At 57.7% G+C, this 24,538-nt stretch carries 21 protein-coding genes; 12 read left to right on the top strand and 9 right to left on the bottom strand.

Annotated features, from left to right (window positions below):
* The first annotated feature begins 85 nt into the window (after window positions 1-85).
* The 5 genes from ND528_RS16975 to ND528_RS16955 all read left to right on the top strand — a co-directional run bounded on the left by ND528_RS16975 (window position 86) and on the right by ND528_RS16955 (window position 5,366).
* Window positions 86-1,390, top strand: coding sequence for a homoserine dehydrogenase (locus tag ND528_RS16975; protein WP_024011722.1), 1,305 nt, complete (start codon window positions 86-88; stop codon window positions 1,388-1,390).
* A gap of 106 nt (window positions 1,391-1,496) precedes the next feature.
* The gene (gene thrC / locus ND528_RS16970; protein ID WP_130912389.1) at window positions 1,497-2,906 is read left to right on the top strand and encodes a threonine synthase; all 1,410 of its coding nucleotides are present in this window, start codon (window positions 1,497-1,499) and stop codon (window positions 2,904-2,906) included.
* 120 nt (window positions 2,907-3,026) lie between these two features.
* On the top strand, window positions 3,027-4,397 hold the full coding sequence (locus ND528_RS16965) for a transporter substrate-binding domain-containing protein (protein ID WP_137215222.1): 1,371 nt from the start codon (window positions 3,027-3,029) through the stop codon (window positions 4,395-4,397).
* A gap of 117 nt (window positions 4,398-4,514) precedes the next feature.
* Complete coding sequence (locus ND528_RS16960) at window positions 4,515-4,922, top strand: response regulator (RefSeq protein WP_130912391.1); 408 nt, start codon at window positions 4,515-4,517, stop codon at window positions 4,920-4,922.
* A gap of 162 nt (window positions 4,923-5,084) precedes the next feature.
* Window positions 5,085-5,366, top strand: coding sequence for a DUF3509 domain-containing protein (locus tag ND528_RS16955; RefSeq protein ID WP_130912392.1), 282 nt, complete (start codon window positions 5,085-5,087; stop codon window positions 5,364-5,366).
* Between the two features lie 178 nt (window positions 5,367-5,544).
* Here the strand turns inward: ND528_RS16955 and ND528_RS16950 are convergent, their stop codons facing one another.
* Both ND528_RS16950 and ND528_RS16945 read right to left on the bottom strand, forming a co-directional pair.
* Window positions 5,545-6,378 carry a TIGR02285 family protein gene (locus tag ND528_RS16950; RefSeq protein ID WP_408005038.1) on the bottom strand — a complete coding sequence of 278 codons (834 nt, stop codon included), beginning with the start codon at window positions 6,376-6,378 and terminating at the stop codon, window positions 5,545-5,547.
* Between the two features lie 64 nt (window positions 6,379-6,442).
* A complete protein-coding gene (locus ND528_RS16945; RefSeq protein ID WP_263470759.1) occupies window positions 6,443-7,642 on the bottom strand; it encodes a CaiB/BaiF CoA transferase family protein in 1,200 nt (399 codons plus the stop codon).
* Between the two features lie 146 nt (window positions 7,643-7,788).
* Here ND528_RS16945 and ND528_RS16940 point away from each other — a divergent pair, with 146 nt between their 5' ends.
* The 3 genes from ND528_RS16940 (at window position 7,789) to ND528_RS16930 (ending at window position 11,468) form a co-directional block, all read left to right on the top strand.
* Window positions 7,789-8,331, top strand: a complete 543-nt coding sequence (locus tag ND528_RS16940; protein WP_007908961.1) for a YaeQ family protein — start codon at window positions 7,789-7,791, stop codon at window positions 8,329-8,331.
* 54 nt (window positions 8,332-8,385) lie between these two features.
* Entirely contained in the window at window positions 8,386-10,095 is a 1,710-nt protein-coding gene (recJ, locus tag ND528_RS16935; protein ID WP_263470758.1) for a single-stranded-DNA-specific exonuclease RecJ, read from the top strand.
* 266 nt (window positions 10,096-10,361) lie between these two features.
* Entirely contained in the window at window positions 10,362-11,468 is a 1,107-nt protein-coding gene (locus ND528_RS16930) for an NADH:flavin oxidoreductase/NADH oxidase (protein ID WP_041478189.1), read from the top strand.
* 177 nt (window positions 11,469-11,645) lie between these two features.
* On the opposite strand, the gene ND528_RS16925 is transcribed toward ND528_RS16930, so the two are convergent.
* Window positions 11,646-13,274 carry a glucan biosynthesis protein D gene (locus tag ND528_RS16925; protein ID WP_263470757.1) on the bottom strand — a complete coding sequence of 543 codons (1,629 nt, stop codon included), beginning with the start codon at window positions 13,272-13,274 and terminating at the stop codon, window positions 11,646-11,648.
* A gap of 403 nt (window positions 13,275-13,677) precedes the next feature.
* Here ND528_RS16925 and ND528_RS16920 point away from each other — a divergent pair, with 403 nt between their 5' ends.
* The 3 genes from ND528_RS16920 (at window position 13,678) to ND528_RS16910 (ending at window position 15,311) form a co-directional block, all read left to right on the top strand.
* Entirely contained in the window at window positions 13,678-13,863 is a 186-nt protein-coding gene (locus tag ND528_RS16920; RefSeq protein WP_016771524.1) for a hypothetical protein, read from the top strand.
* Between the two features lie 303 nt (window positions 13,864-14,166).
* On the top strand, window positions 14,167-14,748 hold the full coding sequence (locus tag ND528_RS16915; RefSeq protein WP_137215227.1) for a ComF family protein: 582 nt from the start codon (window positions 14,167-14,169) through the stop codon (window positions 14,746-14,748).
* A 5-nt stretch (window positions 14,749-14,753) separates the two neighbouring features.
* Entirely contained in the window at window positions 14,754-15,311 is a 558-nt protein-coding gene (locus ND528_RS16910; protein ID WP_042606925.1) for a hypothetical protein, read from the top strand.
* A 173-nt stretch (window positions 15,312-15,484) separates the two neighbouring features.
* Here the strand turns inward: ND528_RS16910 and ND528_RS16905 are convergent, their stop codons facing one another.
* From ND528_RS16905 to ydcS, 5 genes are all read right to left on the bottom strand, one after another.
* The gene (locus ND528_RS16905) at window positions 15,485-16,909 is read right to left on the bottom strand and encodes a gamma-aminobutyraldehyde dehydrogenase (RefSeq protein WP_263470756.1); all 1,425 of its coding nucleotides are present in this window, start codon (window positions 16,907-16,909) and stop codon (window positions 15,485-15,487) included.
* A 160-nt stretch (window positions 16,910-17,069) separates the two neighbouring features.
* Window positions 17,070-17,894, bottom strand: a complete 825-nt coding sequence (locus tag ND528_RS16900) for an ABC transporter permease (protein WP_130912399.1) — start codon at window positions 17,892-17,894, stop codon at window positions 17,070-17,072.
* The gene (locus tag ND528_RS16895) at window positions 17,884-18,804 is read right to left on the bottom strand and encodes an ABC transporter permease (protein WP_408005041.1); all 921 of its coding nucleotides are present in this window, start codon (window positions 18,802-18,804) and stop codon (window positions 17,884-17,886) included. Before ND528_RS16895 ends, ND528_RS16900 begins: the two co-directional genes overlap by 11 nt.
* A gap of 16 nt (window positions 18,805-18,820) precedes the next feature.
* Window positions 18,821-19,858 carry an ABC transporter ATP-binding protein gene (locus ND528_RS16890; protein WP_263470754.1) on the bottom strand — a complete coding sequence of 346 codons (1,038 nt, stop codon included), beginning with the start codon at window positions 19,856-19,858 and terminating at the stop codon, window positions 18,821-18,823.
* Window positions 19,859-20,005: 147 nt separating this feature from the next.
* Window positions 20,006-21,157: a putative ABC transporter substrate-binding protein YdcS gene (gene ydcS, locus ND528_RS16885; RefSeq protein WP_263470753.1), complete on the bottom strand. Its 1,152-nt coding sequence runs from the start codon at window positions 21,155-21,157 to the stop codon at window positions 20,006-20,008.
* A gap of 294 nt (window positions 21,158-21,451) precedes the next feature.
* Between ydcS and ND528_RS16880 the strand changes: the two genes are divergently transcribed.
* Entirely contained in the window at window positions 21,452-22,183 is a 732-nt protein-coding gene (locus tag ND528_RS16880; protein ID WP_212615400.1) for a tellurite resistance TerB family protein, read from the top strand.
* 1,451 nt (window positions 22,184-23,634) lie between these two features.
* Here the strand turns inward: ND528_RS16880 and ND528_RS16875 are convergent.
* Window positions 23,635-24,255, bottom strand: a complete 621-nt coding sequence (locus tag ND528_RS16875) for a hypothetical protein (protein ID WP_212615401.1) — start codon at window positions 24,253-24,255, stop codon at window positions 23,635-23,637.
* Window positions 24,256-24,538 lie beyond the last annotated feature (283 nt).

Genomic DNA, 24,538 nt, shown 5'->3' with positions numbered 1-24,538 from the left:
CAGCGCCGGGCCATCAACAGAGAGCCGCGAGCACGCGGTTGTTTTCCGGCCGACCCTGTGTCGGCCGTTTCATGGGGAGTTCACAGTGAATCCGGTCAAAGTAGGCATCTGTGGGTTAGGGACCGTCGGTGGCGGTACCTTCAACGTACTTCAGCGCAACGCCGAGGAAATTGCTCGTCGTGCCGGGCGTGGAATCGAAGTGGCACAAATTGCCACGCGCACGCCAAAGCCTCAGTTCCAGACGACCGGTATTGCGATTACCAACGATGTCTTCGAAGTGGCCACGAACCCTGAGATCGACATCGTCATAGAGCTGATGGGCGGCTACACCGTTGCCCGCGAGCTGGTACTCAAGGCCATCGAGAATGGCAAGCATGTGGTCACCGCGAACAAGGCGCTGATAGCCGTTCACGGTAATGAGATTTTTGCCAAGGCACGCGAGAAAGGCGTGATCGTGGCGTTCGAAGCAGCGGTGGCCGGTGGCATTCCGGTGATCAAGGCGATCCGCGAAGGCCTGTCCGCCAACCGCATCAACTGGGTTGCCGGGATCATCAACGGCACCGGCAACTTCATCCTCACAGAAATGCGCGAGAAGGGCCGTACGTTCGAAGACGTGCTCGCCGAAGCGCAGGCGCTGGGTTACGCCGAAGCCGACCCGACCTTCGACGTCGAAGGCATCGATGCCGCGCACAAGCTGACCATTCTGGCGTCGATTGCCTTCGGCATTCCGCTGCAATTCGACAAGGCGTACACCGAAGGCATCACCAAGCTGACCACCGCCGACGTCAACTACGCCGAAGCGCTGGGCTATCGCATCAAGCACCTCGGTGTGGCGCGCAGCACTGACGCCGGCATCGAGTTGCGCGTGCACCCGACGCTGATTCCGGCCGATCGCCTGATCGCCAACGTCAACGGCGTGATGAACGCAGTGATGGTCAACGGCGACGCCGCCGGTTCGACGCTGTTCTACGGTGCCGGCGCTGGCATGGAGCCGACCGCTTCTTCGGTGATCGCCGACCTGGTCGACGTGGTTCGCGCCATGACTTCCGACCCGGAAAACCGTGTGCCGCACCTCGCCTTCCAGCCGGACTCGCTGTCGGCGCATCCGATCCTGCCGATCGAAGCCTGCGAAAGCGCTTATTACCTGCGCATTCACGCCAAGGATCATCCGGGCGTACTGGCCCAGGTGGCGAGCATCCTGTCGGAGCGCGGCATCAATATCGAATCGATCATGCAGAAGGAAGTCGAAGAGCATGACGGCCTGGTGCCGATGATCCTGCTGACCCACCGCGTGGTCGAGCAGCGCATCAACGATGCGATCACCGCGCTGGAAGCACTGGCTGGCGTCGACGGCCCGGTTGTACGGATCCGTGTCGAACATTTGAACTAAAAGCAGCGGCAAGCTTCGAGCTGCAAGCGGCAAGAGAGAAGCAGTCTGGCTTTTACTTGCGACTTGCAGCTTGCAGCTTGCAGCTCAAACCGAAGGTTTGAAAAAAATGCGATATATCAGTACTCGCGGCCAGGCCCCGGCCCTGAATTTCGAAGAGGTCCTGCTGGCCGGTCTGGCGACCGATGGCGGTCTGTACGTCCCGGAAAACCTGCCCCGTTTCACTCAGGAAGAAATCGCTTCCTGGGCCGGCCTGCCGTATCACGAGCTGGCCTTCCGGGTGATGCGTCCGTTCGTCACCGGCAGCATTCCCGACGCCGACTTCAAGAAGATTCTCGAAGAAACCTACGGTGTGTTCGCCCACAGCGCCGTGGCGCCACTGCGTCAGTTGAACGGTAATGAATGGGTGCTCGAGCTGTTCCACGGCCCGACCCTGGCGTTCAAGGACTTCGCCCTGCAACTGCTCGGTCGTCTGCTCGATTACGTGCTGGAAAAGCGCGGCGAGCGCGTGGTGATCGTCGGCGCCACCTCCGGCGATACCGGTTCGGCTGCCATCGAAGGCTGCAAGCACTGCGAAAACGTCGACATCTTCATCCTGCACCCGCACCAGCGTGTATCCGAAGTGCAGCGTCGGCAGATGACGACGATCTTCGGCGAGAACATCCACAACATCGCCATCGAAGGCAACTTCGATGACTGCCAGGAAATGGTCAAGAACAGCTTCGCCGACCAGAGCTTCCTCAAAGGCACGCGTCTGGTGGCGGTGAACTCGATCAACTGGGCGCGGATCATGGCCCAGATCGTCTACTACTTCCACGCGGCCCTGCAGTTGGGCGGCCCGGCGCGTTCGGTGTCGTTCTCGGTACCGACCGGCAACTTCGGCGACATCTTCGCCGGCTACCTGGCGCGCAACATGGGCCTGCCGATCAACCAGTTGATCGTAGCGACCAACCGCAACGACATCCTGCACCGCTTCATGAGCGGCAACCAGTACGTCAAGGAAACCCTGCACGCAACGCTGTCGCCGTCGATGGACATCATGGTGTCGTCGAACTTCGAGCGTCTGCTGTTCGACCTGCACGGGCGTAACGGTGCGGCGATCGCCGGCCTGATGGACTCGTTCAAAAAGGACGGCAGCTTCAGCGTTGAACAAGAGCGCTGGACCGAAGCGCGCAAACTGTTCGACTCGCTGGCCGTGGATGACGCACAAACCTGCGAAACCATCGCTGAAGTCTACGAGCAGACCGGCGAAGTGCTGGATCCGCACACCGCCATTGGCGTCAAGGCCGCGCGCGAATGCCGTCGCAGTCTGGACATTCCAATGGTGATTCTCGGCACTGCCCATCCGGTCAAGTTTCCTGAGGCAGTGGAGAAAGCGGGTGTAGGAAAAGCGCTCGAGCTACCTGCACATCTTTCTGATTTGTTTGAGCGAAACGAGCGCTGCACTGTTCTGCCAAACGATCTCAAAGCCGTGCAAGCCTTTGTCAGCCAGCATGGCAACCGCGGCAAGCCCCTTTAAGCGCGCAAAAGCTGTCACATTTTGAAGCCCGTCTCCTGACGGGCTTTTTTGTTTCTGCTGCCACACTGCTCGGGTTTTCACCCATGAAGGACGGGTGAGTCGATCACGAAGGAAATGGCAATGCTGTTTTACAGAGGTTTGAAACCGGCACTGGGCTGGTTGGTTTTGTGGGCGATGCTGGGATGCAACAGTGCCTTGGCAGCGCAAATGGCACTCGATCAGGCGCATGCGTCAGTCAATGTGCCACCTGTCGAACTGGATGCGCACGAGCGACAATGGATCCGTGACAATCCCAAGGTCACAGTCGCCTCGGTTCAGTATCCGCTGTACCTGTTTCAGGACGAACACGGGCAGTGGAGCGGTCTGAACAACGATGTGCTCAAACGCGTCAGTGCAATGACGGGCCTGCAATTCGAGCATCAGGAATCGTTTTCTACCGATCATATGCTCGAACGTCTGCAAACCGGGGTCGCGGACATCAGTACGACCCTGGCCGTGAGCGACGAGCGCAAGATGTTCCTCGATTTCAGCCACGCCTTCGGGGGAGCGGGGTGGGTCTTCGTCGGGCATGCCAACGCGCCGATCGTGGAATCCTTTGAACAACTGGCGAATCGCGTCGTGGTACTGCCGGCCCGGCATGCGCTGGAGGATCTGATCCGGCGTGACTACCCCGCGATTGAAATACGCTCGGTGAAGACCTATGCCGAAGCGCGAGCACTGGTCGAGAGCGGTGAGGCCTACGCCACGATCGAAAACGAAATCGGCGCGCAGCTTTACCCGTTGGGGATGCTCAAGGTTGGAGGCCTGGTGGAGGGCAAGTGGGAAGCCGATCATCTGGCTGTACGAAAAGGCATGCCGCAGCTGCTGAGTATTCTCAACAAGGCGCTGGAAGCTTTCCCTGCGGCGGAGTTGCGGGCGATCCGTCTCAAATGGCTCGAAGGCATTTCGCCGACGCCGGTGCCGTCGATCTGGCAGCAGTTGGTCGAGTGGGGATGCTGGGCGATGGGCGTGATCGGTGTTTTCGGAATATTGTCATTGGTCTGGAACAGGCGGCTTGCGGCCGTGATCAAGTTGCGCTGCGCAGCGGAAAAGGAACTGGGGGACCAACTGGCCTTTCAGCACGCCCTGATTGATTCCATGCCCGATCCGGTATTTGTTCGTGATCTGCAGGGGCGCCTGATCATCTGCAACCGCAGTTACGAAGAGGCGCTGTCGGTGCGCCTGGACCAGATGCACGGACGCTTGCTGATCGAGGTCGATGCGTTTCCCGAAGCCACCGCGCGCATGTTGCACGAGGAGTTCATCGCGCAGTTGCAGACCCGCAAATCGCGCTTCAGCAAGCGGCAGTTGCTGTTCAATGGCGGGCCGCGTGAGGTCTATCAGTGGACGGTGCCGTTTTACAGCGGCGACGGCAAATTGCGCGGCTTGTTGGGCGGCTGGACCGACATCACCCAGCGCCGGACCGAGAGCGGTTGTCGATGTCTGCAATAAAGTAAGGAAATGTCCTGCAAGACGCGGCTCCTTTTCTGATGGGAGGCTTAAGACGCCTGCCCTAGAGTGAACGACAACTGCGGTGAGAGTCCGCGATGATCGCTTCAGAGGTCGCCCATGCGCTCGCTTAAAGTTCTGATTCTTGAACCCAACCCGTTCCAGCTGATGGCATTGCATCAAATGCTCAATGCCATCGGCATCTACGATGTATTGACCGCGCCTTCGCTTGCGTCGGCCCTGAGTTCACTGGGGCATCGCGGCGCAGTCGATATCGCCATCTGCGATCCGCAACTCAAGGGCGGTGATGGCCTCGCTCTGATTCATCACCTGGCGGCGCACCATGAGGCGCGTGCACTGATTCTGCTGGGCGCGGTCGCACAGAGCCTGTTGAGTGACCTCGAACCAGTGCTTCGCCAACAGCGCCTGCGCCTGCTGGGGCGGCTGCAAACGCCGGTCTCGGCGGTGTTGATGAGAGGTCTGCTGGACAGTTATCTGCTGACTGCACAGGAACTCATCGAGGCCTGAAACTCGCGGTTATCTTTCTGTCATCTTCGCCGTGCATGCTCTGTCAGACGCGGTCCCGCGAGATCAGGACGGGACAGGCAGAACTTTCTTCTCGGGCCGGTGGTCATTTATTGTGAACACGCCCCAGGCACTGTGTTTTCGGACTATTGAGTGGAGATCGAGATGGAAAGTATCAGTCTATTGCTCGGTGAGGCTCTGAGCCCGTATCAGGTGACGCTGACCCCTCGTGGCAGCCATGGTGAATGTCTGGTGACGCTGAAGAACAGCAGCGGCGCAATTGTGGTGGAACGCGAATTCAGTCAGGCCCAGTTGAGCGACAAGCGCTTGCTGACAGACGTGGTGGACGGCCTGCACCGTGACGTCATGATCGCCGAAGGGCGGCTGAAACCCTGCGTCATCGCGGCGTTGCGCAATGCGGCTCTGGACAAGCGTCCGGCCCTGTAAAAGATGAAAAATTTTTTGTGGGAACCTTCCTGCATCCCTGTCAGTCAGACCCCATAACAGCAGGATCAAGCATTGTGCTCCGGTGCTTGTCGCTTGCTGCTACGGGTCTCGAAGCAGACCACGTTTAACCCCGAGTCGTCTCCCCACTTCTCGGGGTTTCTTTTTGCCCGGGATTTGCTCAATGCGCGGCTTGCAGCTCGAAGAAAGCCCGGGCATCGGCCAGATAGCCCGCTCTTCTTGCTGGATCAAGCCATTGCGCATAAAGCTCATTGAAATGTTCGCGCGGCAGGCTGCGCAGCAGCTGATTGATCTCGCCGATGGCTTGGCGCCCTTGTTCGGTGCCGGAGCAGGCAATGTAGCCCGAGAGATATTTCTCGCTGCCCCGGATCGGATAAAACTGCAGTTCTTCTTCGTCAATCTGTGCGTGCCGGGCCTGATAGCGGATTTCCGGCCAATAGCCGAGCACCACTTGCAGCCGTCCCAGACGCTGCATCGACAACAGATTGCTCAGCGCATCGTTGCCGTAGTGCGGCGTGAGTGAGCCTTTGGGTGCCTGTTGCAGGATGTTATCGATGAACTCGCCATAACTGCGCTCGGCAACTACGCCGAGCTGCTTTGCGCCATCCGTCAGCAGCGCCGCCAGATCAACTTCGCCCGCGACCAGATAAGGGTCGAGCACGCCGCGATCCTGCTGGCGCACCACCAGCCCATTGCTCACGGCGCGAATCGCCGGGATCGAATAGGTCACCGACTGTGCGCGCGCCTTGCTCCAGAGCAGCGCGGGGTCGCAAGCCAGCGGGTTTTCCTCGAGCATCTGCCAGCCGCGAGCGCGGTTGACGCGCATCAGCGTGTGCTCGTACTGCGGCATGCCGGCGATCAACTGCGGCATCAGTTGATCGATGACACCCTCGCCTTTCTTCGGTCCTTCAAGAATCGTCATGGGCGGCAAGTCGCGCAGCAGCCAGATCAGCGTCGGTTTCGCATGGGCTATCAACGGCAGGCCAAGCACCATCAGACCGAACAACGTCCAAAGTAGAGGGGCGCGGTTGCTGCCCGATGTCTGCTGACGCTTCAGCTTAAATGGCTCCGTCTTTACGCAGCCGAGCGATTTGCTCCGCGTCGTAACCCAGACCGCCAAGCACCAGCGCATTGTGTTCGCCAAGCTGCGGTCCGACCCACTCGGACGAACCTGGAGTTTCGGAAAGTTTCGGGACGATGCCGGGCATCTTGAAGTCCTTGCCATCCGGCAGCTTGGCGTGGAGGAACATCTCCCGCGCCAGATACTGCGGATCGTTGAACATGTCCTCGGCGCTGAAGATCCGGCTCACCGGTACTTCGGCCTGATTGAGCAGGTCGAGCACAGTTTGCAGCGGCAACGAATTGACCCAGCGATCAATCACGCCATACAGCTCGTCGCGACGACTGTCACGACCGTCATTACTGGCCAGCATCGGATCATTGGCCAGGTCTTCGCGACCAATCACCTGCATGAACCGTTTGAAGATCGCATCACCGTTGGCGCCGATCTGCACATGCTTGCCGTCGGCGCTGGTATGGATCGAAGAAGGCGTGATGCCCGGCATGATGTTGCCGCTGCGTTCACGGATGAAACCGAACACGTCGAACTCCGGCACCATGCTTTCCATCATCGCGAAGATCGCTTCATACAGAGCAACGTCAACCACCTGGCCGAGTCCGCCGTTGACCTCGCGATGACGCAGCGCCATCAGCGCACCGATCACGCCCCATAGCGCGGCAATCGAATCGCCGATGGAAATCCCGGTACGCACCGGTGGCCGATCTTCAAAACCGGTGATGTACCGCAGACCGCCCATGGACTCGCCGACCGCACCGAAACCTGGCTGGTCTTTCATCGGCCCGGTCTGACCGAAACCGGAGAGGCGCACCATCACCAGTTTCGGATTCAGTGCATGCAACGTTTCCCAGCTCAGACCGAGTTTTTCCAGCACTCCGGGGCGGAAGTTTTCAATGAGGATGTCGGCTTCACCGAGCAGTTGTTTCAGGATCGCCAAACCGTCGGGGTGTTTGAGGTTCAGGGTCAGCGACTTCTTGTTGCGCGCCTGGACGAACCACCACAACGAGGTGCCTTCGTACAACTTGCGCCACTTGCGCAGGGGATCGCCGCCGTCCGGCGACTCGATCTTGATCACTTCAGCGCCAAACTCGCCACAAATGCGCGAGGCGAACGGCCCGGCGATCAGCGTACCCAATTCAATGACTTTCAGACCCGAGAGCGGTTTGCTGGTGAACGGCATGCGAAATCCTGTGGGACAAGGCTGAGCGGATACAGGGTTTTAACATAGCCGGCTGTCAGACGCCGCAGCTTGATCGCCATCAATTCGATGATTGCCGGTGGCATCGGTTAGACTTGCCGACTTTCCTCGTATCAAGAAGCCCGTTCATGGCCCAGCCGTCCACTACCTACAAATTCGAACTGAACCTCACCGACCTCGACCGCAGCGTGTACGAGAGCGTCAAGCAGACCATTGCCCGTCATCCTTCGGAGACCGAAGAGCGCATGACCGTGCGGCTGCTGGCCTACGCGCTCTGGTACAACGAGCAGCTGTCGTTCGGCCGTGGTCTGTCAGACGTGGATGAACCGGCCTTGTGGGAAAAGAGCCTGGACGACCGTGTCCTGCACTGGATCGAAGTCGGCCAGCCGGATGCCGATCGCCTGACCTGGTGCTCGCGCCGCACCGAACGCACCAGCCTGCTGGCCTACGGCAGCCTGCGAGTCTGGGAAACCAAGGTGATCCCGGCGATCAAGAACCTGAAAAACGTCAACATCGCAGCCGTTCCGCAGGAAGTGCTGGAAACCCTGGCCAAGGACATGCCGCGCGTCATCAAGTGGGACGTGATGATCAGCGAAGGCACGATCTTCGTCACCGATGATCGCGGTCAGCACGAAGTCCAGTTGCAATGGCTGCAAGGTGAGCGCGGCTGAAGTCGCGACACCGCTGATATTTCCCACGAATCAAAGAGAAGCCTCCGTCGCCCCATGCGTATCGAACCTCGTCAACTGCCTGCCACGCTGCCTTTCCTCGGTGATCTGCCGCCACTGCTGACCCGCCTGTATGCGGCGCGGGGCGTGCAATCTGAAGCGGAGCTGGACAAAAGTCTGGCGCGCCTGATCCCGTTTCAGCAGCTCAAAGGCATTGATGCGGCGGTCGATCTGCTGGTGACGGCTCTGGAGCAGCGTCAGCGCATTCTCATTGTTGGCGACTTCGATGCGGACGGCGCCACCGCCAGCACGGTCGGTGTGCTCGGCCTGCGCCTGCTGGGCGCGGCGCATGTCGATTATCTGGTGCCGAACCGTTTCGAATACGGCTATGGCCTGACGCCGGAAATCGTCGAAGTCGCGCTGACCCGCGAACCGCAACTATTGATCACCGTCGACAATGGTATTTCCAGTGTCGAAGGCGTCGCGGCGGCCAAGCGTGCCGGACTGAAAGTGTTGATCACCGACCACCACTTGCCCGGCGATGAACTGCCGCAGGCCGATGCGCTGGTCAATCCGAACCAGCCGGGCTGCGAATTTCCAAGCAAGGCGCTGGCCGGCGTCGGGGTGATTTTTTATGTGTTGATGGCCTTGCGCGCGCGTCTGCGCAGCCTCGGCTGGTACGAAAGCAAGCCGCAACCGAACATCGGCGAACTGCTCGATCTGGTGGCGCTGGGCAGCGTCGCCGACGTGGTGCCGCTGGATGCCAACAACCGCATTCTTGTGCATCAAGGGCTGGAGCGGATTCGTGCCGGCCGGGCGCGGCCGGGGATCAAGGCGATTCTCGAAGTTGCCAAGCGAGAGGCTGGGCGGATCACTTCCACCGACCTGGGTTTTATTGTCGGCCCTCGCCTGAACGCCGCCGGGCGTCTGGACGACATGAGCCTGGGCATCGAATGCCTGCTCACTGCCGACGCCAATCTGGCGCGGGAGATGGCTGCGCAACTGGACGGCATGAACCAGGATCGCAAATCCATCGAGCAGGGCATGCAGCGCGAAGCGCTGGCGCAGCTCAAGGATCTGCCGGTCGAGTCGATGCCGTTTGGTCTGTGCCTGTTCGACCCGGAGTGGCATCAGGGTGTGATCGGCATTCTCGCTTCGCGCATGAAAGAGCGCTATTTCCGCCCGACCATTGCTTTCGCCGATGCCGGTGATGGTCTGCTCAAGGGCTCCGGTCGCTCGGTGCAGGGTTTCCATATCCGCGATGCGCTGAGCGTGGTCGCGGCGCAGCATCCGAACCTGATCGCCAAGTACGGTGGCCACGCGATGGCCGCTGGTCTGACCTTGCCGCAGAAGAATTTTCCGCTGTTCGCCGAGGCATTCGACGCTGAGGTGCGCAGGCAACTTCGCGAGGAAGACCTCACCGGGCGCATGTTGTCGGACGGCACGCTGGCCGTCGAAGAATTCCACCTCGAACTGGCCCGTGCCTTGCGCCATGCCGGGCCGTGGGGGCAACACTTCCCGGAGCCGCTGTTTCATGGCGTATTTCAGTTGGTCGAGCAGCGTGTGGTTGGCGAACGACATTTGAAAGTGGTGCTGAAAAGCGAATGTGGCTCGGTGAAGCTCGATGGCATCGCGTTTGGTATTGATCGCGATGTATGGCCGAACCCGACGATTCAATGGGTTGAACTGGCTTACAAGCTCGACGTCAACGAGTTTCGTGGCAACGAGACTGTGCAGTTGATGATTGCTCATATCGAACCGCGTTAAGCCATTCGCGAGCAGGCTCGCTCCCACAGGTACGGTGCTGCCTTGTGGGAGCGAGCCTGCTCGCGAAAGCGTCCTTTCACACACTGAATTACTCTGAACCCTCCGTCATCTCCGGTTGTCGACTAGGCTCTAAGCACTGCTTGATTGGCCTTGTGACGTCTTGTCGAATTTTTGCCCGCGGGGGCGGGTGCTGCACCCTTTTTCTGTCACTCGTCGACTTTTCAAACAGAACCCTGGAGCCTGCCCACTGATTCGAGAGGTGCCCCATGAGTCTGCTGCTTGAACCCTTTACCCTGCGCCAACTGACCCTGCCCAACCGCATCGCCGTGTCGCCGATGTGCCAGTACTCCAGCGTCGATGGCCTGGCCAACGACTGGCACCTGGTGCACCTGGGCAGCCGCGCGGTGGGCGGTGCCGGTCTGGTCTTCACCGAAGCCACGGCGGTGACCGCCGACGGGCGCATCACCGCCGAAGACCTTGGTCTGTGGAACGACGAACAGATCGCACCGCTGCAACGCATCACTCGCTTCATCACCGCCCAGGGTGCGGTCGCTGGTATTCAACTGGCCCACGCCGGGCGCAAGGCCAGCACCCACCGGCCGTGGATCGGCAAGCATGGCAGTGTCAAACCCGAGGATGGCGGCTGGACGCCGGTCGGGCCATCGCCGATTGCTTTCGATCCGCAACACACTCAACCGAAGCAGCTGGATGAGGGGCAGATCGCCGAAGTGATCCAGGCCTTTGTGGACGCGGCCAAGCGCGCGCTGACGGCGGGGTTCAGCGTGGTCGAGGTGCATGCCGCGCATGGGTATCTGCTGCATCAGTTTCTTTCGCCGCTGAGCAACCAGCGTCGCGATCAGTACGGTGGTTCATTCGAGAATCGCATCCGCCTGGTGCTGCAAGTCACCGAAGCGGTGAGGGCGGTGTGGCCGGAGGAATTGCCGGTGTTTGTCCGCGTCTCGGCGACCGACTGGGTCGAAGACGGCTGGAATCCGGACGAGACCGTAGAACTGGCGCGTCGCCTTCACACGCTGGGCGCCGATCTCATTGACGTGTCTTCAGGAGGGACAGCTGCAAACGCGGAAATTCCGGTTGGACCCGGATATCAGACGCGCTTTGCCGAGCGGGTGCGCAAAGAGTCAGGCATCGCCACGGGCACTGTCGGCATGATCACCGAGCCTGCACAGGCCGAGCACATTCTGCGCACCTGCCAGGCCGATATCATTTTCCTTGCCCGAGAGCTGCTGCGCGATCCGTACTGGCCGCTGCACGCCGACGATGATCTGGGCGGGCGCAAAGCAGTGTGGCCGGCGCAGTATCAGCGCGCGACCCATCGGGATCAGCCGATTCATGAGTCGGATTTGCGTGATTGATTGAAGGCTGAAGAACAAAAGCCCCGAGCCGGTGATGGTCGGGGCTTTTCTATTCGCAGAAGTTTGCGTTGTCCAGGCGGGCCTCTTCGCGAGCAGGCTCGCTCCCACAATAGGAATGCGGACCCGTGTGGGAGCGAGCCTGCTCGCGAATGACGCCAGAACAGCCGCCTTGGAACCTCAAGGGTATTTACGCTTGTCCGGCGCCGGCGGGAAGTATTGGTACAACCAGGTCTCGCTCAACGTGCGGTCATTGGTGCGAATGAACAGGCGCAGTTCCACCGGCTCGACGCTGTCATTGGTCGGGTACCAATCGAACAGGATCCGATAACCCTTGATGTCATCCAGCACCAGCACGCTGAAGTCCTGCACCTTGCCGTTGGAACAGGTAATCACCGGCTCGATCCCGGTGCCCTGTGGCAGGCGCTCGAGGCCGCCACCGGTGAAGTCCACGGCAAAGCGCCGCGCCCAGACTGGCGGGTAATGCTCACCCGGCGCCCAACCCTCGGTGAAGCCGCCCATGCCCGAACGCGTTGCGTGGACCCGTGCCAGTGGCGTGCCGACCGGTGGCAGGGCGCTCCAGTACAGCTTGTATCCGTAGTTCAGCGAATCGCCGGCAGCCACGGGTTTCTTCGGCGTCCAGAAGGCGACGATGTTATCCAGCGTCTCGCCGGTCGTAGGAATTTCCAGCAGATCGATAGAGCCTTCGCCCCACGCGGTTGTCGGTTCTACCCACAGGCTCGGGCGCTTGCTGTACCAGTCGACAGTGTCCTGATAGTTGGCGAATTCGTGGTCGGTCTGCACCAGGCCAAAACCCTTCGGGTCCTTGTCGGCAAATGCGTTGAATTGCAGCTTTGCCGGGTTGTTTAACGGACGGCAGACCCACTCGCCATTGCCGCGCCACATGGCCAGACGGTCGGAGTCGTGGATCTGCGGGTGGATGGTGTCGCACATGCGCCGTTCGTGGGTGCCGCAACTGAACATGCTGGTCATTGGCGCCACGCCCAACTGTTCGATAGTGGTGCGTGCGTTGATGTGCGCGTCGATTTCCATGACCACGCGCTCGGCCTGGCAATCGATGTCGAAGCGATAGGCGCCAGTGGCGCTCGGCGAGTCGAGCAGGGCGTAGACCACAAAACGCGTGGCGTTCTTCTCCGGCGTCTCGAACCAGAACTTGGTGAAGTCGGGAAACTCTTCGCGCTTCTTCGCGTAAGTGTCGATGGCCAGGCCGCGCGCGGAGAGGCCATATTGGCCAGTGGCATCGACGGCGCGGAAATAGCTGGCGCCGAGAAACGACACTACGTCATGGCGATCCAGCTCCGGCGCCTTGAACAACTTGAAGCCGGCAAAACCCAGGTCGCCCTTGAGTTGTTGAGTGTCGACTGAGGTGTTCTCGTAATTGAACAGCGCCGGGCGAAAATGCACTTCACGCGCCATGCGCGTCTTCGGATCAACGCTGTACATGCGCACCGGTTGACGGAAACCCATGCCGACGTGGAAGAACTGTACGTCCAGCTGGCCTTTGTTTTCCTTCCACAGGGAATGCTCGCCGTCGTAGCGGATCGCGTTGAAATTCTGCGGAGTCATGGTCGCCAGGGTCGGCGGCAACACCTGTTTCGTATCCTGATAGGCATTGCCGGCGAGCTGCTTGGCCTGACGCTTCAGCGATTCGAAATCGAAGGCCTGAGCCTCGCCATCGGCGGCGCCACCATTGGCCGCCCAGGCGCGAGCGGCCAACAGGCCCGACGCGGAAAGACCGGTATAGGCCGCAATGGCCATGGACGCTTTGAGCAAATTCCTGCGGTGCATAAATACAACCTGTCGTGTGCAATCCAGTGCCGCTCCTGGCACCTGTCGGATCGGAAATTACGGTTCGGTCATGCCTTCGGCCAAACGCAACGGACTATAAACAGATGCCCGCTAGCTTAATCGGTTCGATTGTCGGGCAAAAAGGCTTGTTTGCGTTGCGTCATCTGGCAATGAAACAAGACATGTCTGTAATTTTTCTGACAGGGCTCTCTGATTTAGAGGGCATATCTGCTTTTTTCGATTAATTACTCTAAAAACCACTTTTCAACGCCGATTTAATTCCTATTCTATGGGCAAGACCGGATACAAGCCTTCGTGCCGGCGGGGCACACGACGCTGCTCGAAGAGGCAGGGCGATGTGAGGTTCAGCAGTTTCTTGACTCAATAGAGAAGGACATCGTCCATGGCGAAAATACAGGGCATCACCGAAATGTTGGGCATCTTCCCTTGCTTGGGCGGCGGGCGCAGAAGACGCCGTCTCAATTCCGAGGAATTGAAGCTGGTGGAACGTTATCGAGAGCTATCGGAAAGCGACCGGATCGCCATGCGCTATCTGGTGGATGCGATGCGGAGTGTTTCGCGGTTTTAACACTGAAGCAGGCACCCTGAAAGCGATTTGGCTTACACGGTGGACAGATAAATCAACCTTACCTGTGGCGAGGGAGTTTGCTCCCTTGCCACAGTTTTTTAGCAGCAACTGGATGATGTTGTAGGAGATGAGAGTTTTTCAGGAAGGTCGTATCTGTAGGAAATGCCTGTTTTTGTGCAGGCATCAGCGTGACCACCCCTAGCCGGTGTTTTTTCCGTTATTTGTTTGATCTTACGCGTCGCTGCAGATGCCCGGCCCTTGGTTTCAGGGCTAAAGAGATTGTTACGAATAACGGAGAATTCAATGAAGGTGTCTCTCAAGCAGATCAATGGCCCTTGGGATCAGGGCTGGGTGCTGGACAAACACATGGTAAGTAGTACCTTTCTCGGCAACGATGATCGCGGACACGCATGTTTCGATAATCAGCGTACCGAGATCGGTGAGGCGACCTACCGGCTCAAGTACCAGAAGGATTGGAACCAGGTCGGCCCACTTGCTCAAGCGGTAGCGACAAACGTGTTCCCAAAACTGGATCAGGTAGGTTTCGTAGTGCCTATGCCAGCTTCGAATATTCGTCAGCGCCAACCGGTAACCGAGGTCGCATTGGCGTTGGGACGAATCATCGGGCGACCGGTTTTCTCGGATTTGCTCCGAAAGGCGGCTACGGGGAAATCGTTGAAGGATCTGCATTCCAAAGCAGACAAGGTTGCAGCGATTGGAAACAGTTTTAGCGTCAATGACGAAATCACTACTGACGGGCGCTGGAATGTTTTGGTGGTAGATGATTTGTTTGATAGCGGCGCGTCGATGGACGCGGCCTGCGCCGTTTTACGTAAATATCCAAAGGTCGGAAAGATTTACGTAGCGGCACTTACCTGGAAATGAACTCAATGACCACTGTATTTATTGCTGGCTCTATCAACATCAAGAACCTTGATCCAAAGGTTAAAGAGCGCATCAATAATATCGTTGCGTCTGATTTTGAGGTGGTGGTGGGTGATGCAGGTGGCGCTGATAGCTCCATTCAGGAGTACCTGCTGAGTCTCGAAGCTTCCAGAACAACGGTGTTCTGCAGCGGCTCGGTGCCCAGGAATAACCTTGGGCAGTGGCCCGCCAGGCCCGTGGCCTCAAAACATACCAAAGGATCAAGAGCCTTTTTCACCGAAAAAGACGTGGTCATGGCCGAAGCGGCTGACTATGGCTTGATGATCTGGGATGCAAAGAGTACCGGTACGCTCAGCAATGTGATCGAACTGTTATCCAGAAAAAAGAAGTCGCTTGTATTCGTCAACAAGGAAAAGCAATTCAAAGTGGTTGGAGATGTCAGCCAGCTCGAGGAGTTGATTGCAGTCATGTCCGATCACGCCAGGCAAAAAGCCAATGAAAAAATCAGGCTGTTCGATCGTATATCCTTGCTGAAACACGATCAGGCAGAGCTTTTGTTTTGATGATGCTTTCCGGGGGGTGATGGCCCCTGAACTTGTTCATGCGGGCCCAGGAAAGTGGTGCATTGAGCCGGTTTCCGTTCTGGAGCCGAGGTGACACTTTCGCGAGCAGGCTCGCTCCCACAGGAAATAGAGATCAAATGTGGGGGCGAGCCTGCTCGCGAAGGTTCTGGATCCTAGTGCTTGAACATCACATGCCGAACCGTGGTGTAGTCCTCCAGCCCGAACATGGACATGTCCTTGCCGTAGCCGGACAGTTTCTGGCCGCCATGGGGCATTTCGCTGACGAGCATGAAGTGCGTATTCACCCATGTGCAGCCGTACTGCAAGCGCGCCGACAGACGATGCGCGCGTCCCACATCGCAGGTCCACACGGATGACGCCAGACCGTAGTCCGAATCGTTGGCCCACTCCAGCGCCTGTGCTTCATCGGTAAATTTCGTCACTGAAACCACCGGCCCGAATACTTCACGGCGGACGATTTCGTCATCCTGCTGCGCGTCGGCCAATACGGTTGGTTCGAAGAAGAAACCATCGCCGTCGACCGATTTGCCGCCGGTGATCAGGCGAATGTGCGGTTGTGCCACGGCGCGTTCGACGAACCCGGCAACACGGTCGCGATGTTGCGCGGTGATCAATGGGCCGAGTTCGGTCGACGGATCGTCCTGCAAGCCGTACTTGATACTGCTGACCGCCGCGCCGAGCTTTTCGACGAACGCGTCGTAGATGCCTTGCTGCGCGTAGATCCGGCACGCAGCGGTGCAATCCTGCCCGGCGTTGTAGAAGCCGAACGTACGTATACCTTCCACTGCCGCGTCGATATCGGCATCGTCAAAGATGATCACCGGCGCCTTGCCGCCGAGTTCCATGTGCATGCGTTTGACGCTATCGGCGGTGCTGGAAATGATGTTGGCGCCCGTGGCGATCGAACCGGTCAGGGAAACCATGCGCACTTTCGGATGGTTCACCAGTGGACTGCCCACCGTAGGACCGCGCCCGAATACCAGATTGAGCACGCCGGCCGGGAAGATTTCCGACGCCAGTTCGGCCAGGCGCAACGCGGTCAGCGGAGTTTGTTCCGACGGTTTGAGCACCACGGTATTACCGGCAGCCAACGCCGGAGCGATTTTCCAGGCGACCATCATCAGCGGGTAGTTCCACGGTGCGATCGAGGCGATCACGCCGACCGGATCGCGACGGATCATCGAGGTGTGGCCGGGCAAGTATTCGCCAGCGGCCGAACCGCCCATGCAACGACTGGCGCCGGCGAAGAAGCGGAACACGTCGGCAATCGCCAGAATCTCGTCGTTGAGCGCGGCGCTGTAAGGTTTGCCGCAGTTGTCGGATTCCAGCTTCGCCAGTTCCTCGCCGTGGGCTTCGATGGCATCGGCGAGTTTGAGCAGCAGCAGCGAGCGGTCTTTCGGCGCGGTTTGTGACCACTCGGCGAAGGCCTTGTCGGCGGCACGCACGGCGGCATCGACCTGGGCTTCGCTGGCTTCGTTGATCTCCACCAGTGTTTCGCCCCGCGCAGGATTGAGCACCGGTTGCGCCGGGCCTTCGCCGTCGATCAGTTGGCCGTTGATCAAGAGTCTGGTTTGCATTTCATTGCCCTCGCTAACACTTTTGTTTTTCTGTCGAAACCGAATCCACCTGTAGGAGCCGCCGAAGGCTGCGATCTTTTGATGTTGCTTTGAAGATCAAGATCAAAAGATCGCAGCCTTCGGCAGCTCCTACGGGGATCTGGTTTCTTCAGTCATTTGGTTATTTCCCGCCACTCCCAGCCACACTCTCGCCCCCGCGCGTCAGGTAATACGCGCCGAGAATCGGCACCATTGTCACGATCATTACCAGCATTGCGACAACGTTGGTCACCGGCACATCCCGTGGGCGACTGAGCTGATTAAGCAGCCACAGCGGCAACGTGCGTTCATGCCCGGCGGTGAATGTGGTGACGATGATTTCATCGAACGACAACGCAAACGCCAGCATGCCACCCGCGAGCAACGCCGAGCCGAGGTTCGGCAGGATGATGTAGCGGAAGGTCTGCCAGCCGTCGGCGCCGAGATCCATCGACGCTTCGATCAAACTGTGTGAAGTGCGGCGAAGGCGAGCGATAACGTTGTTGTAGACGATCACCACGCAGAAGGTCGCATGGCCGACGATGATGGTGAACATCCCCGGCTCGATGCCCAGCGACTTGAACGTCGCCAGCAAGGCGATCCCGGTGATGATCCCCGGCAACGCGATCGGCAAAATCAGCATCAGCGATATGCCTTGCTTGCCGAAGAAATCGCGCCGGTATAACGCGGCCGACGCGAGTGTGCCGAGCACCATGGCGATCAACGTGGCGATGGCTGCGATCTGCAACGACAGCTTGATCGCCTCCAGTACATCCGGCCGGGAAAACGCCACGCTGAACCAGTGCAGCGTGAAGCCCTTCGGCGGAAAACTGAACGCCGCGTCTTCGGTGTTGAAGGCATAGAGGAAGATGATCAGGATCGGGAAGTGGAGAAATACCAGCCCGCCCCAGGCTGCGATGCGCAAACCTATAGAAGCACGCCCTTGGGATGAAGAGTCAGAGCGCATCGAAAGCCCCCAGACGTTTGACGATGGCCAGGTAAACCGCAATCAGCACGATCGGCACCAGCGTAAACGCCGCCGCCATTGGCATATTGCCGATTGCTCCTTGCTGCGCGTATACCATGCTGCCAACGAAGTAGCCCGGCGGGCCGATCAATTGCGGCACGATGAAGTCGCCCAGGGTCAGCGAAAAAGTGAAGATCGAACCCGCCGCAATCCCCGGAATCGACAAAGGCAAGATCACTTGCATAAAGGTCTGACGCGGCTTGGCGCCCAAGTCGGCAGACGCCTGCAACAGCGACGGCGGCAAGCGCTCCAGCGAGGCCTGGATCGGCAGGATCATGAACGGCAGCCAGATATAGACGAACACCATGAACCGCCCCAGATGCGAGGTCGACAGTGTGCTGCCGCCGACACCGGGAATCCCCAGAACCCACTGCAACAGCGGCTCCAGCCCCAGGTGCTGAACGAACCATTGCGCCACGCCGCCCTTGGCCAGCAGCAGCGTCCACGCGTAAGCCTTGACGATGTAACTGGCCCACATCGGCAACATCACCGCGATGTAGAAAAACGCCTTGGTCTTGCCCGTGGTATAGCGCGCCATGTAGTAGGCGATCGGGAATGCAACGATGGCGCTGGCGATCGAGACGACGATCGCCATGCTCAGCGTGCGCAGGATGATGTCGAAGTTCGACGGCTGGAACAGCGCGGCAAAATTGGCCAGCGTCAGGTCCGGCGTGACTGCCATGGTGAAGTCGTCGAAGGTGTAGAAACCCTGCCACAGCAGCATCAGCAACGAGCCGAGATAGATCGCGCCGAACCACAGCAGCGGCGGCACCAGCAGCATCGACAGATACAGGTTGGGCTTGCGATAGAGCAGGTTGGAAAACCTGCGCAGCGGTGGCGACGAAGTCATCGCGAGGGCGCTCATGTCACACCTCGCTCGCCACGTTGTCACGCAGTTCAACCATCGCTTCCCGCGCCCAGCGCGCACTCAGTCGCTGCCCGGTCTGATGTTGCGCGCTGCTGTCGAGCCATTGATTGTTGGCGTGGCTGATGCTCAGGTTCTGGCCGTTTTCCAGCTTCAGCTCATAGCGCGTGGCGCTGCCCTGATACTGGATGTCGTGGAGCAGGCCGCTGACTTCGATTTCATCACTGGCGAGCGGGCCATCGGCGAAACGCACGTGTTCCGGACGGATCGAAAACGCTTGCGAATGACCGCTGATGTGCAGCGCCAGATCGCCTCGGATCACGTTCGACGTGCCGACGAATTCAGCGACGAAAGTGGTGGTCGGCTTCATGTACAGATTGCGCGGCGTGTCGACCTGTTCGATGCGGCCGTTGTTGAACACGGCGACGCGATCGGACATCGACAGCGCTTCGGTCTGATCATGGGTGACGAAGATGAAAGTGATGCCGAGCTGGCGTTGCAGCTTTTTCAGTTCGCTCTGCATCTGTTCGCGCAGTTTCAGATCCAGCGCGCCGAGCGGCTCATCGAGCAACAGCACACGCGGGCGATTGACCAGAGCGCGGGCGAGGGCGACACGCTGGCGCTGACCACCGGACAACTGCACCGGTTTACGCGCGCCGTAACCACCGAGGGCGACCATGTTCAGGGTTTCTTCGGCACGTTTGTGACGTTCGGCCTTGCCGACACCTTTGACCTTCAAGCCGTAGGCGACGTTGTCGAGCACGTTCATGTGCGGGAACAGCGCGTAGTCCTGAAACACTGTGTTGACGTCACGTTGATATGGCGGCAAACCGGCCGCTTCGGCGCCGTGGATGCGGATCGATCCGGCGCTCGGTTGCTCAAAACCGGCAATCAGGCGCAGGCAAGTGGTTTTGCCCGAACCCGAGGGGCCGAGCATGGAAAAGAACTCGCCGTCCTCGATATCGATGGAAACCCGGTCAACGGCCTTCACCTCACCGAACTGCCGGGACACGTTGGTGAACTGGACTGCAAGTGGCATGGTGTGTTGCTCCCCAAAAGGCGAGGGCTGTCGCGCCTGCTCGGCCTTACTGCTGGAAAACCTGAATCTTAAGAGCTTCGCGAGCAGGCTCGCTCTCACAGGAGGAATACAATCCAATGTGGGAGCGAGCCTGCTCGCGAAGAGGGTTTAACGGCCGCCCATGATCGCAATGTAATCCTGCGTCCAGCGGCTATACGGCACGAACTTGCCGCCCTCAGCCTGCGGGGTCTTCCAGAAAGCGATCTTGTCGAACTGATCAAAACCATTGGTCTTGCAGCCCTCAGCACCGAGCAACTCGCTTTCCTTGCACGCTGCTGGCACCGCCGGCAACGAACCAAACCACGCCGCCACATCACCCTGGACCTTGGGCTTCAGCGACCAGTCCATCCACTTGTACGCGCAGTTCGGATGCTTGGCCTCAGTGTGCAACATGGTGGTGTCGGCCCAGCCGGTGGCGCCTTCTTTGGGGATAGTCGAGGCGATCGGCTGTTTCTCGTTGATCAGGCCGTTGACCTGATACGGCCAGGCGCTGGATGCGACCACACCTTCGTTTTTGAAATCGCTCATCTGCACCGTGGTGTCGTGCCAGTAGCGGTGAATCAGCGGCTGCTGCGCGCGCAACAGATCGAGCACGGCTTTGTACTGCGCTTCGGTAAGCTGATACGGGTCGTCGATGCCCAGCTCCAGCCTGGCGGTCTTCAGATACAAGGCTGCGTCGGCGATATAGATCGGTCCGTCATAAGCCTGCACACGACCCTTGTTCGGCTTGCCGTCGGGAAAATTCTGCGCGTCGAACAGCACGCTCCAACTGGTCGGCGGCGTCTTGAACACATTGGTGTTGTACATCAACACGTTCGGCCCCCATTGATACGGTGTGCCGTAAGTCTGGCTGTTGACCACGTACCACGGCGCATCCTTGAGGCGCGGGTCGAGGGTGTTCCAGCTCGGGATCAACGCGGTATTGATCGGTTGCACACGCTTGCCGGCGATCAAGCGCAGCGACGCATCACCGGACGCAGTGACCAGGTCATACCCGCCCTTGGCCATCAGGCTGACCATTTCATCGGAGGTCGCCGCTGTCTTGACGTTGACCTTGCAGCCGGTTTCCTTCTCGAAACCGCTGACCCAGTCGTAGGCCTTGTCGCTCTCGCCACGTTCGATATAACCCGGCCACGCCACGATATCCAGCTGACCTTCGCCAGCGCCGACAGCCTTCAACGGCTCGGCGGCCTGCAAACTGGCGCTGGCCAGCAGCGCCGTGGTGATTGCACTGAGCAGTGCGGTCTTGTGCACGAACATGGTTGATCCCTCTTTTTCATATTATGGTCGGGGCAGTTGTGAACGCGGTGCAGCATGCCGTTGGCGGCTTGTTATCAGCGTAGTCAGAAGGCCGAAGCGGGGCGGGCGATCTCGATTACGGCGGCGGATATTGTTTCGCCCGGCTGAAGTGTAGATGGGTTTTCCCAAGGTCAGCTGCGCACTTCAATCCAGAGCGCGAGCAACATCTCGAAGCACACTCGCGGGGCGGGTTGGGGCACTTTCGAACTAGGCTGAGGGCCTTAGATCCGGATAACCCTTGTATGGAGACGGAACATGAACACCCGTGGATTGCTCGATCAACTGCTCAAGTCCGGGCAGGAAATGCTGCAGAACAAGGCCGGCGGCGCTTCCAGCAAATCGGCTGCGAGCGGACTTGGCGGCTTGCTCGGTGGCTCGTCTGGCTCCAGCGGCCTCGGCGGCCTGCTCTCCGGCGCGGGTGGCGGCGCATTGGCCGCAGGCGCGATGGGCCTGCTGCTCGGCAATAAAAAGGTCCGCAAGGTCGGCGGCAAAGTCGCGATCTACGGCGGCCTCGCTGCACTGGGCGTACTGGCTTTCAAGGCTTACGGCAACTACAACGCCCAAAAAGGCAGCGCACCCCAACGCGAACCGCAAACCCTCGACCGCCTGCCACCCGCTCAAGTCGAGCAGCACAGCCAGGCAATCCTCAAAGCCCTGGTCGCCGCCGCCAAAGCCGACGGCCACATCGACGAGCGCGAGCGCGAACTGATCGAAGGCGAATTCACAAAACTCGACAACGATCAGGAACTGCAACACTGGCTCCACGCCGAACTCAACAAACCCCTCGACCCCACCGACGTCGCCCGCGCGGCGAGCACGCCGGAAATGGCGGCGGAGATGTACATCGCCAGTGTGATGCTGGTGGATGAGGAGAATTTTATGGAGAAGAGCTATCTGGATGAACTGGCGCGGCAGTTGAAGCTGGAGCCGGGGTTGAAGGTGGAGTTGGAGAGGCAGGTGCGGTTGGTGGGGGCGGATAGCGTGTAATCGTAGTGGCGATCGCCCGGCATCAGCGGGCGGTTACCCTTTTACATTAGCTAGACTTCATGCGTTTCAGTCGCTCTCGTAACGGCGTTGTTTCAATCTTTGTCCCGATGGTGGACATTGCGCATGCCGCTGGCTCTGTACATACTTTTAGGCTGACCGCGTAATAGAGCTGGCAAATAGATCACTAGCAATCGGTGATTAGCGCACTGACGTCGTCGCCAGATCGGTTTTATTCAACAGTCGACCGTTGAGGTCTGAGTCGGCGGGCCTGCCGTCGAGCAAGTTTCCTTCTGCTAGAAGTATCTGAATGGGTATGTGTCTCCCGTAATTATTATTGAATCTTTCTCTGTATATACGCTGTTGATATTGTTGATAACCAGCTGTAGGTTGGTTGGGTTTTGAAAAAGATGATAGAAGAGTTCGAAATATAGATAATCTTCGATCAAACTTGCTGCTAGATTTGGATGGTTGTTCAGAAGTTCGTTAAAAGTCGGGTAATCAACTGTCGCAAGCTCTGGGATGTCCACATAGCCTTGCTCTGTATCATCAATCCTGCATTCCGAAATAAACGTGTCTGCAATGATTTTAAACTCTCTTGGAAAGTCGCCGGGTTTGATTTGCAGTATGTAGGGCTGAGTCTTGATCGTAACCGCCTCTCCGAATCCCAAGCTTCTATAAGATACGGTACTTGGATTGACTGCGTTGCCCGAGCACTTAAATATCATGGTTTTGCTTTCGCTGTTATAAGTTTGGTTGTCGAGATTTTTTTAACCGAAAAAAACTCCCTTGTACTACAGGTCTGAGGCTTTTCCCAAATTAATTGTATAGGCATAGGCATAGGCATAGGCATAGGCATAGGCATAGGCATAGGCATAGGCATAGGCATAGGCATTAGGCAGCGACTGCGCACTGCTTTAGCGTAGTGGGTTGCTCTAACAAATTTTGTCATCGATTGGCAGCGCCGCTACACCCTATGGCTTAGCCAATGTCAGGTCCACTGCTTTCCCCATATACTCCTAATATGTGAAGCCTGCATCAGATTTGTTTAACTTTATGCAGCGTGTGATCTAAGATTTTGCCAAGGTCGCTCCAGGTTTTGGCGGTGTCGGTGAATATTGGAAATTCTCCAAGCTTGATTTGCAATTAATAAAGTTCTAAAAGTGCCATTTTTGCTAAATAATGGATGCCATCCGATGTCTATTATTTGTTCCAGGCCAGTAGTTGTGCTCGTCGTAATTTTTGCTGTTCATGTACAGGCTGTCGGTGTATTCGTAGCGGATAGTACGGCCGAGTTAGTTCTATTCGGCAGTGACGCGATCATCAGGATTGTTGGTATACGCGCGCGTGGTACGCCGAGCAGATTAGATGTGCCAGGTAACTCGCGGCGTTCCATTTGTAAAAAAGCCGCAATGAGAAGGGGCAAGCATCGTAGATCTTGTGTCGACACTTTCCTATGTTTTGAAAACTCGATAGCCGGCATCAAAGTCGCTTATGGTATGCATGTTGCTGTAATTTACTTCGAATATTCCTTCAATTGGCGGTTGCGTGCGTTTGGCCTGTAAATTTAGAGTTTCTGCCACGTTTCGAAGTTCATGGTATGTTGCCATGTAGGCATGATCGGAAGCGGAGAAGTCAAGAGTTACCTTTTGAGGTGAGATAATCGCAAGATTGATTAGTAGCTGAGGTGATGTGAATGATCTACCGCCAATGTCATAGATCTTGTCTTTGTTTTCCAGTTTGGGTCTGTAACTTTCATGTAATAAGTAGTCTTCCTCTTGATCTAAGATTCTTACCAGTTTTTCGTGGCCTTTTATTTTTTCAAATGTAATGGTTGCTTTTTTGATTATTAGAAAACCATCCTCGTCCATGTTTTCAAGAAAGTTTAAGTCTTGGCTTTCTATTGAAGACGTTATTGGCTCATCTAATAGGTTGAGAACAAAATTGAAAATTTCTACTTGGAGTTTTTCCTGTATGTTTTCAGTAGGAGGAATATTTATGTAGGATATAATTCCGCCTGCATTGTCGTAATCGATTGCGCCAAAAGATTCTGTAATATCAATTGAAATATTCATTTTGCTCTCTCGATTACAAATTGATCAAGTTGTTTTGATTCAATTTGACTGCCGTCAATAGTTTTAAAGCCTTTGGGGTCAACTTTTGTTTGTGAAACTATCCTGAGACCTAGCTCTTCTATTTTTTTTAACGATTTTTTTATGTACTTGTTGGCGTATGCACTGCCTGTCAGGGTAATTTGCCCATTCTCAGATAATACCCTTAATATTTCTGGGTTCAACGGATCATAACCGTAAGGATTATCCATGTTGATATGGCTTTGCGAGCCTGACTTTATACCTG

The sequence above is a fragment of the Pseudomonas mercuritolerans genome (assembly GCF_025706525.1).
Classification (GTDB): Bacteria; Pseudomonadota; Gammaproteobacteria; order Pseudomonadales; family Pseudomonadaceae; genus Aquipseudomonas; species Aquipseudomonas mercuritolerans.
The sequence above is the reverse complement of the archived record's forward strand: the minus strand, read 5'-3'. Positions and strand labels throughout refer to the sequence as shown.

What these genes read in the sequence shown, in the direction of transcription:
- ND528_RS16890 (WP_263470754.1), bottom strand. Translation starts at nt 19,858, where the DNA reads ATGCCACTTGCAGTCCAGTTCACCAACGTGTCCCGGCAGTTCGGTGAG.
- ND528_RS16955 (WP_130912392.1), top strand. Translation starts at nt 5,085, where the DNA reads ATGGAAAGTATCAGTCTATTGCTCGGTGAGGCTCTGAGCCCGTATCAG.
- ND528_RS16945 (WP_263470759.1), bottom strand. Translation starts at nt 7,642, where the DNA reads ATGCCGTTCACCAGCAAACCGCTCTCGGGTCTGAAAGTCATTGAATTG.
- ND528_RS16900 (WP_130912399.1), bottom strand. Translation starts at nt 17,894, where the DNA reads ATGCGCTCTGACTCTTCATCCCAAGGGCGTGCTTCTATAGGTTTGCGC.
- ND528_RS16875 (WP_212615401.1), bottom strand. Translation starts at nt 24,255, where the DNA reads ATGAATATTTCAATTGATATTACAGAATCTTTTGGCGCAATCGATTAC.
- ND528_RS16930 (WP_041478189.1), top strand. Translation starts at nt 10,362, where the DNA reads ATGAGTCTGCTGCTTGAACCCTTTACCCTGCGCCAACTGACCCTGCCC.
- ND528_RS16925 (WP_263470757.1), bottom strand. Translation starts at nt 13,274, where the DNA reads ATGCACCGCAGGAATTTGCTCAAAGCGTCCATGGCCATTGCGGCCTAT.
- ND528_RS16895 (WP_408005041.1), bottom strand. Translation starts at nt 18,804, where the DNA reads ATGACTTCGTCGCCACCGCTGCGCAGGTTTTCCAACCTGCTCTATCGC.
- ND528_RS16920 (WP_016771524.1), top strand. Translation starts at nt 13,678, where the DNA reads ATGGCGAAAATACAGGGCATCACCGAAATGTTGGGCATCTTCCCTTGC.
- recJ (WP_263470758.1), top strand. Translation starts at nt 8,386, where the DNA reads ATGCGTATCGAACCTCGTCAACTGCCTGCCACGCTGCCTTTCCTCGGT.
- thrC (WP_130912389.1), top strand. Translation starts at nt 1,497, where the DNA reads ATGCGATATATCAGTACTCGCGGCCAGGCCCCGGCCCTGAATTTCGAA.
- ND528_RS16880 (WP_212615400.1), top strand. Translation starts at nt 21,452, where the DNA reads ATGAACACCCGTGGATTGCTCGATCAACTGCTCAAGTCCGGGCAGGAA.
- ND528_RS16950 (WP_408005038.1), bottom strand. Translation starts at nt 6,378, where the DNA reads ATGGTGCTTGGCCTGCCGTTGATAGCCCATGCGAAACCGACGCTGATC.
- ND528_RS16910 (WP_042606925.1), top strand. Translation starts at nt 14,754, where the DNA reads ATGACCACTGTATTTATTGCTGGCTCTATCAACATCAAGAACCTTGAT.
- ND528_RS16905 (WP_263470756.1), bottom strand. Translation starts at nt 16,909, where the DNA reads ATGCAAACCAGACTCTTGATCAACGGCCAACTGATCGACGGCGAAGGC.
- ND528_RS16915 (WP_137215227.1), top strand. Translation starts at nt 14,167, where the DNA reads ATGAAGGTGTCTCTCAAGCAGATCAATGGCCCTTGGGATCAGGGCTGG.
- ND528_RS16960 (WP_130912391.1), top strand. Translation starts at nt 4,515, where the DNA reads ATGCGCTCGCTTAAAGTTCTGATTCTTGAACCCAACCCGTTCCAGCTG.
- ND528_RS16940 (WP_007908961.1), top strand. Translation starts at nt 7,789, where the DNA reads ATGGCCCAGCCGTCCACTACCTACAAATTCGAACTGAACCTCACCGAC.
- ND528_RS16965 (WP_137215222.1), top strand. Translation starts at nt 3,027, where the DNA reads ATGCTGTTTTACAGAGGTTTGAAACCGGCACTGGGCTGGTTGGTTTTG.
- ydcS (WP_263470753.1), bottom strand. Translation starts at nt 21,157, where the DNA reads ATGTTCGTGCACAAGACCGCACTGCTCAGTGCAATCACCACGGCGCTG.